Source organism: Granulicella sibirica (assembly GCF_004115155.1).
Classification (GTDB): Bacteria; Acidobacteriota; Terriglobia; order Terriglobales; family Acidobacteriaceae; genus Edaphobacter; species Edaphobacter sibiricus.
On the sequence record NZ_RDSM01000002.1, the window covers coordinates 1,183,511 to 1,198,437 of the forward strand.

At 59.6% G+C, this 14,927-nt stretch carries 13 protein-coding genes; 7 read left to right on the forward strand and 6 right to left on the reverse strand.

The window, feature by feature from the left end:
- Positions 1-34 precede the first annotated feature (34 nt).
- The 3 genes from GRAN_RS15810 to GRAN_RS15820 all read left to right on the forward strand — a co-directional run bounded on the left by GRAN_RS15810 (position 35) and on the right by GRAN_RS15820 (position 3,704).
- The gene (locus GRAN_RS15810; protein WP_128913941.1) at positions 35-1,864 is read left to right on the forward strand and encodes a thiamine pyrophosphate-binding protein; all 1,830 of its coding nucleotides are present in this window, start codon (positions 35-37) and stop codon (positions 1,862-1,864) included.
- Between the two features lie 4 nt (positions 1,865-1,868).
- Positions 1,869-2,708: a sugar phosphate isomerase/epimerase family protein gene (locus GRAN_RS15815; RefSeq protein WP_128913942.1), complete on the forward strand. Its 840-nt coding sequence runs from the start codon at positions 1,869-1,871 to the stop codon at positions 2,706-2,708.
- A gap of 129 nt (positions 2,709-2,837) precedes the next feature.
- The gene (locus GRAN_RS15820) at positions 2,838-3,704 is read left to right on the forward strand and encodes an SDR family oxidoreductase (RefSeq protein ID WP_128913943.1); all 867 of its coding nucleotides are present in this window, start codon (positions 2,838-2,840) and stop codon (positions 3,702-3,704) included.
- A gap of 8 nt (positions 3,705-3,712) precedes the next feature.
- Here GRAN_RS15820 and GRAN_RS15825 read toward each other — a convergent pair whose 3' ends face one another.
- Together GRAN_RS15825 and GRAN_RS15830 are read right to left on the reverse strand one after the other, a co-directional pair.
- Positions 3,713-4,480 (reverse strand): bestrophin-like domain, encoded by a 768-nt coding sequence (locus GRAN_RS15825; RefSeq protein WP_241654689.1) that lies wholly within the window; start codon positions 4,478-4,480, stop codon positions 3,713-3,715.
- 111 nt (positions 4,481-4,591) lie between these two features.
- The gene (locus GRAN_RS15830) at positions 4,592-5,503 is read right to left on the reverse strand and encodes an SDR family oxidoreductase (RefSeq protein WP_128913944.1); all 912 of its coding nucleotides are present in this window, start codon (positions 5,501-5,503) and stop codon (positions 4,592-4,594) included.
- 732 nt (positions 5,504-6,235) lie between these two features.
- On the opposite strand from GRAN_RS15830, the gene GRAN_RS15835 reads away from it, so the two are divergent.
- Genes GRAN_RS15835 through GRAN_RS15850 form a run of 4 tightly spaced genes read left to right on the forward strand, consistent with a single transcriptional unit; the run spans position 6,236 to position 9,541 of the window.
- A complete protein-coding gene (locus tag GRAN_RS15835) occupies positions 6,236-7,009 on the forward strand; it encodes an SDR family NAD(P)-dependent oxidoreductase (RefSeq protein ID WP_128913945.1) in 774 nt (257 codons plus the stop codon).
- A 29-nt stretch (positions 7,010-7,038) separates the two neighbouring features.
- On the forward strand, positions 7,039-7,893 hold the full coding sequence (locus tag GRAN_RS15840) for an SDR family oxidoreductase (RefSeq protein WP_128913946.1): 855 nt from the start codon (positions 7,039-7,041) through the stop codon (positions 7,891-7,893).
- A 38-nt stretch (positions 7,894-7,931) separates the two neighbouring features.
- Positions 7,932-8,534 (forward strand): GtrA family protein, encoded by a 603-nt coding sequence (locus GRAN_RS15845; RefSeq protein WP_161571001.1) that lies wholly within the window; start codon positions 7,932-7,934, stop codon positions 8,532-8,534.
- On the forward strand, positions 8,531-9,541 hold the full coding sequence (locus GRAN_RS15850; RefSeq protein ID WP_128913947.1) for a glycosyltransferase family 2 protein: 1,011 nt from the start codon (positions 8,531-8,533) through the stop codon (positions 9,539-9,541). Before GRAN_RS15845 ends, GRAN_RS15850 begins: the two co-directional genes overlap by 4 nt.
- A 90-nt stretch (positions 9,542-9,631) precedes the next feature.
- Here the strand turns inward: GRAN_RS15850 and GRAN_RS15855 are convergent, their stop codons facing one another.
- The 4 genes from GRAN_RS15855 to GRAN_RS15870 all read right to left on the reverse strand — a co-directional run bounded on the left by GRAN_RS15855 (position 9,632) and on the right by GRAN_RS15870 (position 14,864).
- On the reverse strand, positions 9,632-11,500 hold the full coding sequence (locus GRAN_RS15855) for a hypothetical protein (protein ID WP_128913948.1): 1,869 nt from the start codon (positions 11,498-11,500) through the stop codon (positions 9,632-9,634).
- A 135-nt stretch (positions 11,501-11,635) separates the two neighbouring features.
- Positions 11,636-12,988: a GntT/GntP/DsdX family permease gene (locus tag GRAN_RS15860; RefSeq protein ID WP_206662777.1), complete on the reverse strand. Its 1,353-nt coding sequence runs from the start codon at positions 12,986-12,988 to the stop codon at positions 11,636-11,638.
- Positions 12,989-13,001: 13 nt separating this feature from the next.
- Positions 13,002-13,394, reverse strand: a complete 393-nt coding sequence (locus GRAN_RS15865) for a RidA family protein (protein ID WP_128913949.1) — start codon at positions 13,392-13,394, stop codon at positions 13,002-13,004.
- 15 nt (positions 13,395-13,409) lie between these two features.
- Positions 13,410-14,864: an N-acyl-D-amino-acid deacylase family protein gene (locus tag GRAN_RS15870; RefSeq protein ID WP_128913950.1), complete on the reverse strand. Its 1,455-nt coding sequence runs from the start codon at positions 14,862-14,864 to the stop codon at positions 13,410-13,412.
- Positions 14,865-14,927: the final 63 nt, after the last annotated feature.

The window sequence follows — 14,927 nt, forward strand, 5'->3', positions numbered from 1 at the left end:
GACCGCTCCCCACCATCCGCTACCATAGGACCTGATGAAGCTCTCCGATTACGTCGTTAAGTTTGTTGCAGACCTCGGCATTACCAACGTCTTCCTCGTCACCGGCGGCGGTGCCATGCACCTCAACCAGTCTCTCGGCGCCGAAAAACGCATCCACGCCATCTGCAACTCGCACGAGCAGGCTTCCGCCATCTGCGCCGAGGGCTACGCCAAGGCCTCGAACGGCCTCGGCGTCTGCATGGTCACCACCGGCCCCGGAGGCACCAACGCCGTCACCGGCGTCGCGGGAGCCTGGTGCGACTCCACCCCGGTTCTCTTTATCTCCGGCCAGGTCAAGCGTCCCGACCGCATGTTCGCCCCCGACGGCTCTCCCCTTGGCATGCGTCAGCTTGGCGTTCAGGAGGTCGACATTACCTCCATCGTCAAACCCATCACCAAGTACGCCGTAACCATCCTCGAACCGCTCGACATCCGCTACCACATGGAAAAAGCCGTCTGGCTCGCCCTCAATGGCCGTCCCGGCCCCGTCTGGATCGACATCCCCCTTGACGTCCAGGCCACCCCTCTCACCAACACCGACAGCCTCCGCAGCTTCGACCCCGAAAGCCCCGCCGAGCAGGCCCACAGGGCCAAGGGCTCCGACGTCCCCGCCGAAGTAGCGAACTTCATCGAAAAGTTCAACGCCTCCGAGCGCCCCCTCCTCTTCGCCGGTAACGGCATTCGCCTCGCCCGCGCCGAAAAAGAGTTCGAAGAGCTCCGCCAGCTTCTAAGCGTCCCAACCGTAGCCACCTGGTGCGCCGCCGACCTCGTCCCGTCCGAAGACGAAACCTACGTCGGACGCCCCGGCTCCGTCGCCGCCCGAGGCGCAAACTTCGCTCTCCAGAACTCCGACCTTCTCCTCGCCATCGGCGTCCGTCTCGACTTCGCCATCACCGGCTACGCCCCCCACAACCTGGCCCGCGAAGCCCACAAAGCCGCCGTAGACATCGATGCCGCCGAATTAGCCAAGCTCCACCCCTACCTCCAGCAGCCGATCCAATCCGACGCCAAAGTCTTCCTCGCCGAAATCCTCAAGCAAAAACACCTCCTCAAGCCCAAGGACCACACCCCCTGGCTCGAACGCTGCGCCGACTGGAAGACCCGCTACCCCGTCGTCACCGACGAGCACCGCAAGCCCGAGGGCCTCGTTTCGATCTTCAATCTCGCCGAAGTCCTCGGCAACGAGGTCAGCCCCAACGACCGCCTCGTCGTCGGCAACTCCGGCTCCGGAATCGAGATCTACCTCCTCGCCTGCCCCACCCTCCACTCGCAGCGCCTCTACCACACCGCCGGCCTCGGCTCCATGGGCTACGCCATCCCCATGGCCATAGCCGTCGCCATCGCCAACCCCGGTCGCGAGGTCATCGCCGTCGACGGAGACGGCGGCTTCCAGTTCAACATCCAGGAACTCGAAACCATCCACCGCCTCCAGCTTCCCATCAAGTTCTTCGTCCTCAACAACGACGGCTACTCCTCCATCCGCGCCAGCCAGAAAGCCTACTTCGGCGACGCCACGATCGGAGCCGACCGCAACACCGGCCTCACCATCCCCAACCTCTCCAAGGTCGGAGCCTCTTACGGCCTGGGAACCCACATCATCCACGACCAGACCAACCTCAGCGCCGAAGTCCGCAAGGTCCTCGACATGCCCGGCCCCGTCCTCTGCGACGTCAACGTCCTCCCCGACGAAGTCCGCGCCCCCCGCCTCCAGTCCTATCAAAAAGAGGACGGCTCCTTCATCTCCAAGCCCCTCGAAGACCTCTTCCCCTTCCTCCCCCGCGAAGAGTTCCTCGCCAACATGATCATCAAACCCCTTCCCGAATAAGCCCATGCCCAAGACCTACGGCATCATGCAGGGCCGCCTCGCTCCCCCGGAAGACAACCGCTTCCAATCCTTCCCCCGCAACAGTTGGCGCGAAGAGATCCCCCGCGCCCGCGAAGCCGGCCTCGACTACATCGAGTGGATCCACGACGCCTACGGCGAATCCGCCAACCCCATCTTCACCTCCGAAGGAAGAGCCGAACTAGCCGCACTGAAAGCCAAGAACAACATAGCCACCCCAGCCCTCTGCGGCGACTGGTTCATGGACAACCCATTCCTCCGCTGCACCCCCGAAGAGCGCGAACACCGCGAGCAGCACCTCCACGCCCTCCTCCCCCTCGCCGCCGCCATCGGAGCCAACCGCATGGTCATCCCCATCGTAGACAACTCAAGAATGCAGTCCGAAGCCGACAAACAAACCATCCTGGAAGTCCTCCGCCGAGCCCTCCCCCAAGCCGAGCAAGCCAACGTAGAACTCCACCTCGAAACCGACCTAAACTCACAGGACTTCGCCGCCTTCCTGTCCCACATCGAACACCCCATGCTCCGCATCAACTGGGACTCCGGCAACTCCAGCGGCCTCGGCTACATAGCCCACGAAGAGTTCGCCGCCTACGGCCCCCGCATCGGCTCCATCCACATCAAGGACCGCTACCGCAAGCCCGAAGGCGGCATCGAAACCCGCCCCCTCGGCACCGGCTCCGCCGACTTCGACGACGTCTTCCAATCCATCCGCGCCATCGACTACCAGGGCGGCCTAACCCTCCAGGTAGCCCGTGGCACACCCAACGAAGAAGTCCCCTTCATCAAAACCCAAATCGCCTACGTCAAGCGATACTGGTCCTAGAGCCGCGCCGAGACACGAGGTAAGCGCGCCTTGCTTTACGGCACGGCTTCAGCCGTGCCGTAAACAACCGCAGCAAACACGCGGCTTCAGCCGCTGAGGTACGTCCTCCTTCAACCGCCACGGAGCCCAATGCCCCTGACAGCCGCCGACCTAAGCCTCCCCACCCTCTTCAACCTAGAAGGCAAAACCGCCGTCCTCACCGGGGCATCCGGCTTCCTGGGCCGCACCTTCGCCTTGGCCTTGTTAGCCAACGGAGCAAGAGTAGTAGCCCTGGGCCGCAGCGACCGCCTCCAGTCCGAAGCCGTCACCTGGGCCAACGAATTCGGCTCCGACAAAATCGCCGTCCACCAGATCGACATGTACGACACGGAAGCCCTCAACACCCTCTGCGACCAGATAGCCGCCGAAGAGAAATCCCTCGACATCCTCATCAACAACGCCCACGAACTAGGCCCCAACACCGGCTTCAACATCCCCGAGGGCTCCCTCGAAAACGCATCCCAGCAGAATCTAGACCAGTGGATGAAAAACCTCCAGGGCGGGGTCTTGTGGGCCGTCCAGACCACCCAGCGCCTCGGCATTCGCATGAAGCAACAGCACCACGGCTCCATCATCAACATAGCGACGATGTACGCGACGGTAGCCCCCCGCCCCCAACTCTACGAAGGCACCACATCCCTCAACCCACCCGGCTACTCCGCCTCGAAAGCCGCGTTAGCCGCCTTCACCCGCTACACCGCCAGCTTCTGGGGACGCGACAACGTCCGCGCCAACTGCATCTCGCCCGGCCCCTTCTCCAACACCGAAGACTCCGCCGGTCAGAACTCCGTGCAGGAAGACTCCCCCTTCGTCCAGCGCCTCAAGGGCTACACCGTCCTCAACCGCATCGGCCGCCCCATCGAACTCTGCGGCGCCCTCCTCTTCCTCGCCTCCGACGCCAGCACCTACGTCACCGGCCAGAACCTCATCGTCGACGGCGGCTGGACCAGCGTCTAGCTCACCCTCTACTTCGACAAGCTCCCCCGCAGACTCATCAGGTCTCTCGGGTGCACCCGGATCAACCCGCCTCGCGGGCTGTCGATATCCGCAATCAGGAACATCGCCACGCTCACCAGCACCGGAAGCACCACAAGCAAGAGCGTCCCGGAACGCGTCTGCCGCGTCCCATACCCCACCAGCACATTGGCAATGCACGCAATGATGATCAATAGTGCCCAAGCGGGAGTCGGAATCCGATTCCACCATGCCGACTGCGTATACCCCTCGCTGTTGAGCACATCGTTCATCCCGTTCACCACAAGCGCCGAAATTGGCGTCGGCTGCGCGGCCGCGGTTGGCACCACCGAAAGCCAAAGCTCCTGCTGCAGTGCAGCCGAACTCGCCCTGACCGCATCCAGCGTATCGCCATAGTCGCTGTCGTAAAACGCGATCCTCGCATCGAGATACCGAAGCAGAAGCGCACGCGTCTTCGCCCCATCGCTCGGCGGCATCAGGTCGCATCGCACCCACTCCGTCCCAAGAGCGTTCGCCTCGCCCTCCTCATACTGCCTGCGCAGGTCATACCGGGTCGTAGCCATCGAGAACGTAAATCCAATGATCAACCCGAGCAGCGTCAGCGCAGCCGAGATCACCAGCGCCGTATCGTCCATGTCTTCCCCATTCGACGGCCGATAGAGCGTCCGCAGCCAGGTGCCAAGCAGGGACATCCCCCACAGGATCAAGAGCAGAACAACAGCGAGAACGCGCGGATGGTTAACCATGTAGGAGATCATTCTCAATCATTCTCCCATCTAGGAAGCGATCGATCGGGAGTGGCCACAAGCAGAGAGGCCGCCCATGCAAAAGCATAAGCGGCCCCATCAAATCAGCGACCACAGCGAGCCCTAAGCGATACCCATGCCGCCCGTCACGCCATAGATCTCACCGGTGATGTAACTCCCCTCCTGCGAGGCAAGCAGCACATACACCGGTGCCAGTTCCACCGGCTGCCCAGGCCTCTTGTACGGCGTATTCTGCCCAAGCTTCTTCAGCTTGTCCTTGTCCCCATCCGCCTCCTGCAGCGGTGTCCAGATCGGCCCCGGCGCAACAGCATTGATGCGTATCCCCTGTTTCTCCATCAACGGTTCACTCAGTCCTTTGGTAAAGTTCGCGATCGCCGCCTTCGTCATCGCATAATCGAAGACACCCGGCGAAGGATCATAACCCTGCACGCTCGTCGTGTTGATGATCGAAGCACCCGGCTTCATGTGCGCCACCGCCGCCTTCGTGATCCAGAACATGGAATAAAGATTCGTCTTCATCAGCGTGTCGAAGCGCTCCGTCGACGTCTCCAGGATTCCCGCCGTCTTCCCCATCCGCCCGGCATTGTTCACCAGGATGTCCAGCCCGCCAAGCTGATCAATCGCATCGGCAACCAGCCTCTGACAAAATCCCTCGTGCGAGACATCTCCCGGCAGAAGCACCGCCTTCCGTCCCGCCTCGCGAATATACCCAGCCACCTCTTCAGCATCCGCCTGCTCCTCTGGCAGGTAACAGATGGCGACATCCGCGCCCTCACGAGCAAACGCAATCGCCGCTGCCCGCCCAATGCCGGAGTCCGCTCCGGTCAGCAGAGCCTTGCGCCCCGCAAGACGCCCGGAGCCTTTGTACGAACCTTCGCCGCAATCCGGCTTTTCCGTCATTGCCTGCTGCGTGGCAGGCGCGGACTGGATCTCGATGCTGGAAGGCGTCCCCGCATACTGCGAACGCGGGTCCTGCATGGTAACGACTTCGGGAATTTCAAGAACGGTGGACATGGATACTCCTTGGAAACGTACTCGGGATAGCGTGCTCTCTCACCGTAAGATGCAGCATCGCCCCGATATCCTGCTTGCCGTTGCATCTGTCCTTCCCCGAAGGAATCCACGTCTCCCCCTGCCTTTCATCTCACCCAGCCATAAGGGCCGGGTGCCCACCTTCGCCGACAGCATCATCGCCGGCTAAGGTGGGAATCAGGGAAGCCGGCCCCGCCACCTTCGAAATGTCAATCCAGAAGGCAATCCGCGTCTGCAGTTGCCCTTGCCCTTCTGGTTGTCATTCCCGAAGGGAATCTGCGTCTGCAGTAGAAGTTGCCGTTGCCCTCCTGCTTTCCTTCCAAAGCAAATCCAATTTGTCATCGCCGTGACAGTCGCAGTCGTAGTTCTCCTCAAGCCCTTCCTCCCTCAGACCCTCAAAAACACCAGCAAAATAGCTTGTCAAGCCCCAAAAACACCTAAGCACAACAAACAGAGGCACTTAGCAATGTCCTTTTAGTTATGGTGGTCAATTTATACTGGAGGAAGAGTCAAAAAGGAGACAAAATTCCTGTTTTCGATCACGAGAAGGGATCTAAGTCCTTTCATATCTAATATTTAGCATGCAAGTCCTTTGGAAAGAGCAACTTATGGGAGACGCCTCCGCATATCTTGCTCATTCCAAAGAAGTTGGACCCCGACAGTGGGGAGGGGGGGGGGTACACCCTCCTCCGGCGACAAAAGGCGTAGAAATACATGGACCTGCAACTCCAAAACTCGGTCTGCTTCGTAGCAGGATCCTCCCGTGGCATCGGACGCGCCATCGCGACAACCCTCCTCGCCGAGGGCGCAAGCATCGTTCTCACCGGCCGCAATCAGGACTCCCTCGACCGCACCCACGCCGATCTTGCAACGCCCGAGACCCAAACCCGCATCCTCTCCATCCCTGCCGACTTCACCGATCCCCGAGCCATCCAGACCGCCTTCGATCGCACCATCCAGCATTTCGGCCACATCGACCACCTCATCGCCAACCTCGGCACCGGCGCCGGCACTCCCGGTCCAACGCCCCCACCCGAAGACTGGACCCGCCTCTTCGATCAGAACTTCTTCGCCTCGGTCCGCCTCACCGAAGCCTGCCTTCCACACTTACGCGTAAATGGCGGCTCCATTCTCTATATCTCGTCCATCGTCGCCCTCGAAGCCACCCCCGCTCCTCTTCCCTACTCCGCCGCCAAGGCCGCCCTCACCAACTACGCCAAAAATCTCAGCCGCCACCTCGCCGCCGACAAGATCCGCATCAACACCATCGCTCCCGGAAACATCTTCTTTCCCGGCGGCTCCTGGGAGCGCCATCTGGCCAACCGCCGCGAAGCCGTCGAAGCCATGCTCAAGACCGAAGTTCCCCAGAACCGCTTCGGAACCCCCGAAGAGATAGCCTCCCTCGCCGCCTGGCTCTGTTCCCCACTCGCCGCCTTCTCGACCGGAAGCACCTACGTCGTCGACGGCGGCCAAACCCGTTCCATCTAACAAAAAACCATCTGAGATACTGAGTCCGCATGCGAGCCGATCCAAACCAGCGCGTCAAAGACCTCTTCGACCTCACCGGACGCGTAGCCATCATCACCGGAGGTGCCGGTCTCCTCGGCTACCATCACGGAGCCATCCTCGCCGCCGCCGGAGCCAGCGTCGTTCTCCTCGACCTCGCTCACGCCAATCCCGCCCTCCGCGCCGAACAGCTCCAACTCGCCCACGGCCCCGAGTGCCTCGGACTCTCAGCCGACATTACCAGCGAACAATCCCTCGCCGAAGCCCGCGACCAGATCCTCGAGAAGTTCGGACGCATCGACATCCTCATCAACAACGCCGCGAACAACCCCAAGGTCGAGACCAAGGATGGAGCCACCAGCCAGGCTTGGTCCCGTCTCGAGAACCTCCCCCTCCACATCTGGAACGAAGACATCAACGTCGGTCTCACCGGAGCATTCCTCTGCGCTCGCACCTTCGGAGCCCAGATGGTCAGGCAGAACTCCGGAGTCATCGTCAACGTAGCCAGCGACCTCGCCCTCATCGCTCCCGACCAGCGCCTCTACCGCAAGGAAGGTCTACCGGAAGATCTGCAGCCGGTAAAGCCAGTCACCTACTCGGTCGTCAAAACCGCACTCATCGGCCTCACCCGCTATCTCGCCACCTACTGGACAGCCCACAACATCCGCGTCAACGCCATCTCCCCGGGAGGTGTCTCGGCCGGACAGCCCGAAGACTTCACCGCGAAGCTCCACCAACTCATCCCACTCGGCCGCATGGCCCACAAGGACGAGTACCAGGGAGCCATCCTCTTCCTCTGCTCCGACGCAAGCTCCTACATGACCGGCGCCAACCTCGTCATCGACGGAGGTCGATCCTGCCTCTAACGCCCCAGGCCGAGGTCAGACCGGGCGACGTCCCCGTCGTGCCCATTTCACAGGACCCGTTTCTTCCAAAAAGCCGGCTCCAGCGCCTCGTCGGCCTTTTCCCCAAAGGCCAGTTCATCCGCTATCTCTGCGTCGGAGTCTTCAACACCCTCTTCGGCTACGGAACCTTCGTTATCACCCTTGCGCTCCTGAATGCCTTCGTTCCCGCACCGTTCCTTCCCCTCACCGTCGTCCTCGCATCCATCATCTCCACACCCTTCAACATTACCGTCGCTTACTTCGGCTACAAGCTCTTCGTCTTCCGTACCAAGGGCAATCACCTCATCGAGTGGCTCCGCTGCTTCGCCGTCTACGGTACCGGCATGATTCCCGGCCTGCTCGCTCTCTCCGCCCTTACCCGCTTCTTTCAAACCAGCATCGATGCTCACCACACACTTCTTGCGTCTGCTCTCCATCACACCGAGGCCATCCTCCATCTCGGCAGCAAATCCCCCATCCTGCAAAAGTTCATATCCGGGAAAACCGCACCGGGTAACATAGCGGGAGCAATCGTCACAGGTTTTAGCACGATCTACAGCTTTGTCGGTCACAAGAAGTTCTCGTTCAAACCCGCAAAAGCTCGAACCCTCAAGCACCCATGATTCAGGCCACGTCCGACAAAACCATCTCGATCGTTACCCCCTGCTACAACGAGCAGGACAACGTCCGCAACCTCTACACCCAGGTTCGCGACGTGATGGTTTCCATCGGCAAGTATCGCTACGAACACATATTCATCGATAACTCCTCAAAAGACGCGACTGTCGCGATCCTGAAGCAGATCGCCGCCGAAGACCCGAACGTCAAGATCATTGTCAACTCCCGCAACTTCGGCCATATCCGCTCCCCCATTCATGCCCTCTTCCAGGCCCGCGGAGACGCCGTCCTCGGCATCGTCGCCGACCTTCAGGATCCGCCGCCGATGATCCGCGATCTCATCCGTGAGTGGGAGAACGGAGCCTATTGCGTTCTCGGCATCAAACGCACGAGCGAAGAAGCCTCGCTCATGTTCTGGCTGCGCAAGGAGTATTACAAGCTCGCCGAGCGCCTTTCCTCCATCGAGACCATCCAGAACTACACCGGATTTGGCCTCTACGACCGCAAGGTAGTAGACCTCGTCCGTTCCTTCGACGATCCATATCCTTACTTCCGCGGGATGATCGCCGAGATCGGCCTCCCCACCGTCAAGCTCCTTTACGATCAGCCAGCCCGCAAGTTCGGCTTTACCAAGAACAATTGGTATACGCTCTACGACATCGGCATGCTCGGGATTATCAACCACTCGAAGGTCCCCCTTCGTCTTGCCACCTTCGCCGGCTTCATCGGTGCGGGCGTCTCCTTCCTGATCGCCCTCAGCTACCTCGTCCTCAAGATCCTCTTCTGGTCGACCTTCACCTTCGGCTTAGCGCCGATGCTTATCGGCGTCTTCTTCATCTCCTCCCTGCAACTTGTCTTCCTCGGTATCATGGGCGAGTATGTTGGAGCCATCTACACCCAGGTTCAGAAGCGTCCTTACGCCGTCGAACTTGAACGCATCAACTTCGAGTACCCACCAGCGCTTCCCAAGTCCGAGCGTCCACCAGACCTGCTGGCGACACAAGCATCGTAGTCACCATCATTCTCCTATGAAAAAGAGACGATTTCTCGCCGAAGCAGTCTAGACGCGATTTCTTGCGACTTCAAGAGCCAGAATGACCGTTCAATTTTCTAAGGCAGACCTGGCTGACGAATCACCCACATCCTTGCGCTTGTACAACACGTAGGGACCGAAGCACTTCACAGCCGTCCAGCGATCTCCCAAATTCCTCGCGAACTCCGCGCCAGGGTAATACGGAATTGGATTCCGCTCTCGAAAGTGCTTTGGGATCCCCTGAAAGATGCCTGATTCCGACGGCATCTGCTGCCCTCCTTCCTTGAAATCGGAGGGAAGAAGGAGCCACCTGTTCGCGTTGACTTCACTGATCGAGCGGCGCTCAGCAGTCGGATTCATCATGTCTACCCAGAACGCGTAGTAACTCGGAGCGTAATGATGTGTCTCGACAAGCTGACTCTCTACGGTCGGACTTATCTCGAGCGGAGTTGTGACGAGTTCATCGCCAACCAGCCGCTCAAGCGCGTCTGTGTCCAGCCGGTAGTCCGGTTCGGGATTACTCATCAGAACGCCAGTAAGGTACCCATGTCCTCGCCCAACCGCCAGCACAACCGCCTTGTGAATCGGTCTAGGAAGGCGGTACATTACCGTCTGTCTCAGCACAAATGCCGTCCGCATTTCGAATAATCGCTCATTCACAAAATGATTCCAAAGTACGACCATCAAAATACACGAGAGCCATCCCGCCCTGACCGCCCGAGAACTACGGCTCACGGCAACAAGTGAGAGTACGAGCACGCCGGCTCCATTGAAGATGACGTGCAACGGATCGCATCTTCCCATCGCTGCGGGCATCAAGGCGAGACTCACGGCATAGAAAGCAAGCAACCGTGCGCTCGCAGACTCCCGCAAACAAACGATCCTTCCCAATCCAAGTGGCGCAAGCCAAACCAGAGCAATTAGAAGCACAACGATGTGGGGATAAATGCCGAGCGGAAGACTCAACGCACCTCGAGAGAAAGACGCCGCCATCGTCAGGTAGGATCTGCCAAGCGTCAACAGCAAGGAAGCAAGCACCAAAAGCGGCACAAACGCGGCAAGCAGCCATCGCCGCCCGTCCTGCCACGCGCGAAGGAGACCGAAGGTCATTACCCCAATCGACATTGCCAGACCGAGTTCCGGCGAAATCATCAGTTCCAGTGCCTCACCGATCGAAAGCAGCAACGTGCATCGCCAGACAGACCGCGCCCTCGTTGCGTACAGGAGAACCGCTAGAGGACTCGCAAATCGAAAGAAGGTGTAATTGAGGCCAAGGTGCGGGGTAATCGCGGCAGCCGCAAGCAGAGCAAGCGCCACCTTCCGCAAACCACATTTCATCGGCAGTGCGTTCAGCACATAGGCAACCATCAGCAGGCCGAGCGAGCTCTCGATTACGAGAGTAAGGTAGTAAGCCTTTGTCATGCTGCAACGCAGCAGCTTGCTCAACCATATTACGGGAAGCAACAGGAGAGGCCCATAGGCAAACTCCAATTGCGTGTAGAGCGCTCGCCCAGTGTCGCGATGCACTGTCGCCTGCTCGATGATGTAACCAGCGTCCCCAAGATAGCGAAGACGCGAAGAGGCTGCCATCCAACTGAAGAAGGAAAGAATGAACGCCGATAGCGAGACAATAGCGGCGATGAACCCTGCGCTTAACTTCGGCTCCTTCCTAATGTCCGATGCCGCAGATGCGTTACCTCGTTGCGACCAGAGCGAGAAAAGAAGAACGAGCACACTCAGCCCAACTGCCGCATCGGTCGCAACACTGTTGTTGAACCCTGCGATATAGGAGGCCGAAACGGTCTGTGCATACTTCAGCGGGACATGGTATGGGAGACGAAAAACTAACAACACAGTCGCCACCAGCGTGGCACATCCCGCAAGCCAGATGCCCCGAGGCCCAGCTCCATACCGTGCGACTGCACCTTCTAACTTCATTCCGATGTCAGCGCTCCTAGTCCGCACTACGAAAGTATGCTGAAGGCCCTTCTGTATGACGCTACCGGTCACGACGGCCCCGGCGGTTAACTCGACACACTTAATCTTGTAGAGTCTTCTAGGGGAACTTAGGCCTCAGACAATAAAGGACAAGACTACCGTGAGGAGAAAGGCGACTACGGAGATAATCGTCTCGCAGACAGACCAGGTTTGAATCGTCTCCGTAATCGTCATATCGAAGTACTCCTTGACAAGCCAGAACCCGCCATCGTTCACGTGCGAGAAAATCAACGATCCAGCCCCGGTGGCGATGGCAAGCAACTCCGGACGCACTCCAGTAGAAGCTGTCAACGCAATCGGCGCCACAATCCCCGCTGCCGTCGTCATTGCCACCGTCGCGGACCCTGTAGCCAGCCGCATCAACGCTGCAAGCAGCCATGCGAGCAGAAGAAGTGGGACATGCGTACGCAGCGCAACCAGGATGATCGCGTTAGACACGCCACTATCGATGAGGATCCGCCCAAATCCGGCGCCCGCCCCAACCAGGAGCGTGATCGACGCAGTAGGCGCGATGCATTCGTTACTGAAATGCAGGATCGTCTTCCTTGAGAAGCCCCGCATCGTGCCTAATGTGACGAAGCTAAAAAGGGTCCCGATAAGAAGCGCCATATCGTCGTTGCCGACAAAGTGCAGCGTCTCATTCAGCTTTCCTCCCGGCGTCGAAAAAGCGTTAGCCCCGCTTCCCACCAGCATCAGCACGACCGGCAGCAGGATCGTCAGCAGGGTAAGGGCGAAGTTTGGCAGACTGCGTTCCGAGCCGTGATCAACGAACTCCGCCGCCATCCGGTTATCGGCCGAGAGATGCACATGCGGGGCAATGAGCTTCGCGTAGAGCGGACCGGCGATGATGGCCGTGGGAATCCCAACGATTAATGCATAGAAGATCGTGCGCCCCACATCCGCCTTGAAGATCGTCACCGCCATTAGCGCAGCCGGATGCGGAGGCACAAGCCCATGCACAACGGACAAACCCGCCACCATCGGCAAGCCCACAAGAATGAGAGACGTGCCGGTCCTCCTCGCCACCGTAAACGCGACCGGGACCAGAAGGACGAAACCGACTTCAAAGAATGCCGGCAGCCCAATCAGAAGGCCGATCACCATCATGGCCCACGGGATATTCTTCTCGCCGAAGAACCGGATCAGTGTGAATGCGATCTGATCCGCCCCACCCGATTCCGCCATCATCTTGCCCAGCATCGTGCCAAGCGCAACCACGATCGCGATATGTCCCAGCGCCCCGCCAACTCCCGTCTCAAACGACTTGACGATCCCCGCCGCAGGCATCCCGGTTACTACCGCAAGGGCTAAGGCAGTCAGGAAGAGAGTAATGAATGGGTTCAGCTTGAAGACAGCAATCAGCAGCACCAGGGCGATCACGGAGATCATCGCCGAGACCAGCAGGAAGATACTGTGATGATCGATCACGCGCGCCCGTCGATCATGCCGATGGAGCCTTGTAGGCTACGCAGTCGATCTCTACCTTGCAATCGACGACCATGCTATTGACAACACACGCTCGCGCTGGAGGATTCTCTCCAAATATCTCCCGGAATACACCGTTGAACGATTGGAAGTCGCGCGCATCATCCAACCACACACCGCAACGCACAACGTGCTCGGTGCCGTAGCCTGCCTCTTTTAAGATGGCCAGGAGATTGGCGATAGCCTGCCGAGACTGCGGAATGATTCCCCCAGGCACGACCTCGCCATCCACCATCGAGACCTGACCTGAGACGTACAGCCATCCGTCCGCCTCGACTGCTCTTGCAAAAGGAAGGTGCTGCCCGCCCGTCCCCTTACCGCCTTCAACTCCATACCGCTTAATGCTCATGCACAACTCCTGACCTTACTGAATCCATTCGGTCTTACCGCGAGCCAGAAACCGTCCGCCCCGATCTCCCGTCGCTCCTTGTGTTGTATACGAAAGAACGCCATTCACCCAAACGTCGGATATCCCCGCAGACGCCTGCACCGGATCGGCAAACGTAGCCAGATCGATAATCCTCTCCGCATCGAAAAGAACCAGGTCGGCGAAAGAGCCTTCGCGGATCACACCGCGCTCTGCCAGCCCAAAGCGCTGCGCCGCCATCTGTGTCATCTTGTGAATCGCATCGGGCAGAGTCAGCAGCTTCTCTTCCCGGCTATACCGTCCCAACACCCGCGGAAACGTCCCCCACAGACGTGGGTGAGGCCGTGGATCATTCGGCAGTCCGTCCGATCCGATCATCGTCGCCGGGTGACTCAGGATCTTCCGCATATCCGCTTCTGAGATGCTGTGATAAATCGCCCCCGCAGGCTGAAGCCGGCGCGCCGCATCCATCTGCGACACATCCCAGCCAACGGCGATCGCGGCCAGCGACTGCCCCGCGACCTCCGGATGATGTGTACTCCACGTAATCGTAATCTCCACCCGCTCGTCAACCTGCCTCAGATCGAGCGTGCTCGAGCCAGCCGCATACGGATAGCAGTCGCATCCGACCTCCTGCGTCTCGCGAACCGCCTCGAGCGCCTCGAGGACCTCCCCGCTGCGTCCCCAGTTCACAATACCCGCGCACTTCAGGTGCGAGACGATAACGGGCACGCGGTTCTCCCGGCCAATCGCAAAAGCTTCATTCATCGCGTCAAGAATCGTCTCTGTCTCGGACCGCATATGCGTCGTGTAAACAGCTCCCGCAGCCGCGAGCGGGCGCGCCAAGGCCAGCACCTCTTCCGTTGAGGCCGAGTAGGCCGAAAGATACGCTAGCCCCGAACTCAGGCCAAGCGCTCCACCATCCAGCGCCTCCTGCAGTTGAGCCCGCATTCCGGCAATCTCATCGTCCGTAGCGACGCGGTCCAACCGGTCCATGTGGTTGTTGCGCAGCGAAGTATGCCCAATCAAAGCACCGACATTTACGGAAGGCCGCGCGCGATCTACCGCCGTGACATAATCCGCGAACGTCGGATAGCGAAAGACCTCCGAATCTCCCAGCAGGTTCATCGGATCAGGCAATTCCCCACGCAGGCGGACCGGCGACGCACTGATCCCGCAATTCCCCACAATCACCGTTGTCACGCCCTGCGAGAGCTTCGGCAACATCGCCGGTGCAAGCAACACGCTCGTGTCGTCATGCGTATGCACGTCAATGAAACCTGGCGAAAGCGTCAGCCCCTCAGCCTCCACAGTCCGGATGGCGTCGTATGCAAGAGATCGTCCAATCTCAAGAATGCGATCGCCAGAAATGGCGACATCCAGCAACTCGGGATCGGCTCCGGTCCCGTCCAACAGGCTGGCATTTCGAATCAAGGCATCGCAGCGTTCCATATCGTTCCTAAGATCATAGCCTGACGAATTGTGTAATCCTTAGGGTCACGCTCAACCAAGTCC

Excerpts from the sequence above, each read along its gene's own strand:
- GRAN_RS15870 (WP_128913950.1), bottom strand. The coding sequence starts at position 14,864 with ATGGAACGCTGCGATGCCTTGATTCGAAATGCCAGCCTGTTGGACGGG.
- GRAN_RS15840 (WP_128913946.1), top strand. The coding sequence starts at position 7,039 with ATGCGAGCCGATCCAAACCAGCGCGTCAAAGACCTCTTCGACCTCACC.
- GRAN_RS15815 (WP_128913942.1), top strand. The coding sequence starts at position 1,869 with ATGCCCAAGACCTACGGCATCATGCAGGGCCGCCTCGCTCCCCCGGAA.
- GRAN_RS15865 (WP_128913949.1), bottom strand. The coding sequence starts at position 13,394 with ATGAGCATTAAGCGGTATGGAGTTGAAGGCGGTAAGGGGACGGGCGGG.
- GRAN_RS15850 (WP_128913947.1), top strand. The coding sequence starts at position 8,531 with ATGATTCAGGCCACGTCCGACAAAACCATCTCGATCGTTACCCCCTGC.
- GRAN_RS15820 (WP_128913943.1), top strand. The coding sequence starts at position 2,838 with ATGCCCCTGACAGCCGCCGACCTAAGCCTCCCCACCCTCTTCAACCTA.
- GRAN_RS15810 (WP_128913941.1), top strand. The coding sequence starts at position 35 with ATGAAGCTCTCCGATTACGTCGTTAAGTTTGTTGCAGACCTCGGCATT.
- GRAN_RS15825 (WP_241654689.1), bottom strand. The coding sequence starts at position 4,480 with ATGATCTCCTACATGGTTAACCATCCGCGCGTTCTCGCTGTTGTTCTG.
- GRAN_RS15835 (WP_128913945.1), top strand. The coding sequence starts at position 6,236 with ATGGACCTGCAACTCCAAAACTCGGTCTGCTTCGTAGCAGGATCCTCC.
- GRAN_RS15830 (WP_128913944.1), bottom strand. The coding sequence starts at position 5,503 with ATGTCCACCGTTCTTGAAATTCCCGAAGTCGTTACCATGCAGGACCCG.
- GRAN_RS15855 (WP_128913948.1), bottom strand. The coding sequence starts at position 11,500 with ATGAAGTTAGAAGGTGCAGTCGCACGGTATGGAGCTGGGCCTCGGGGC.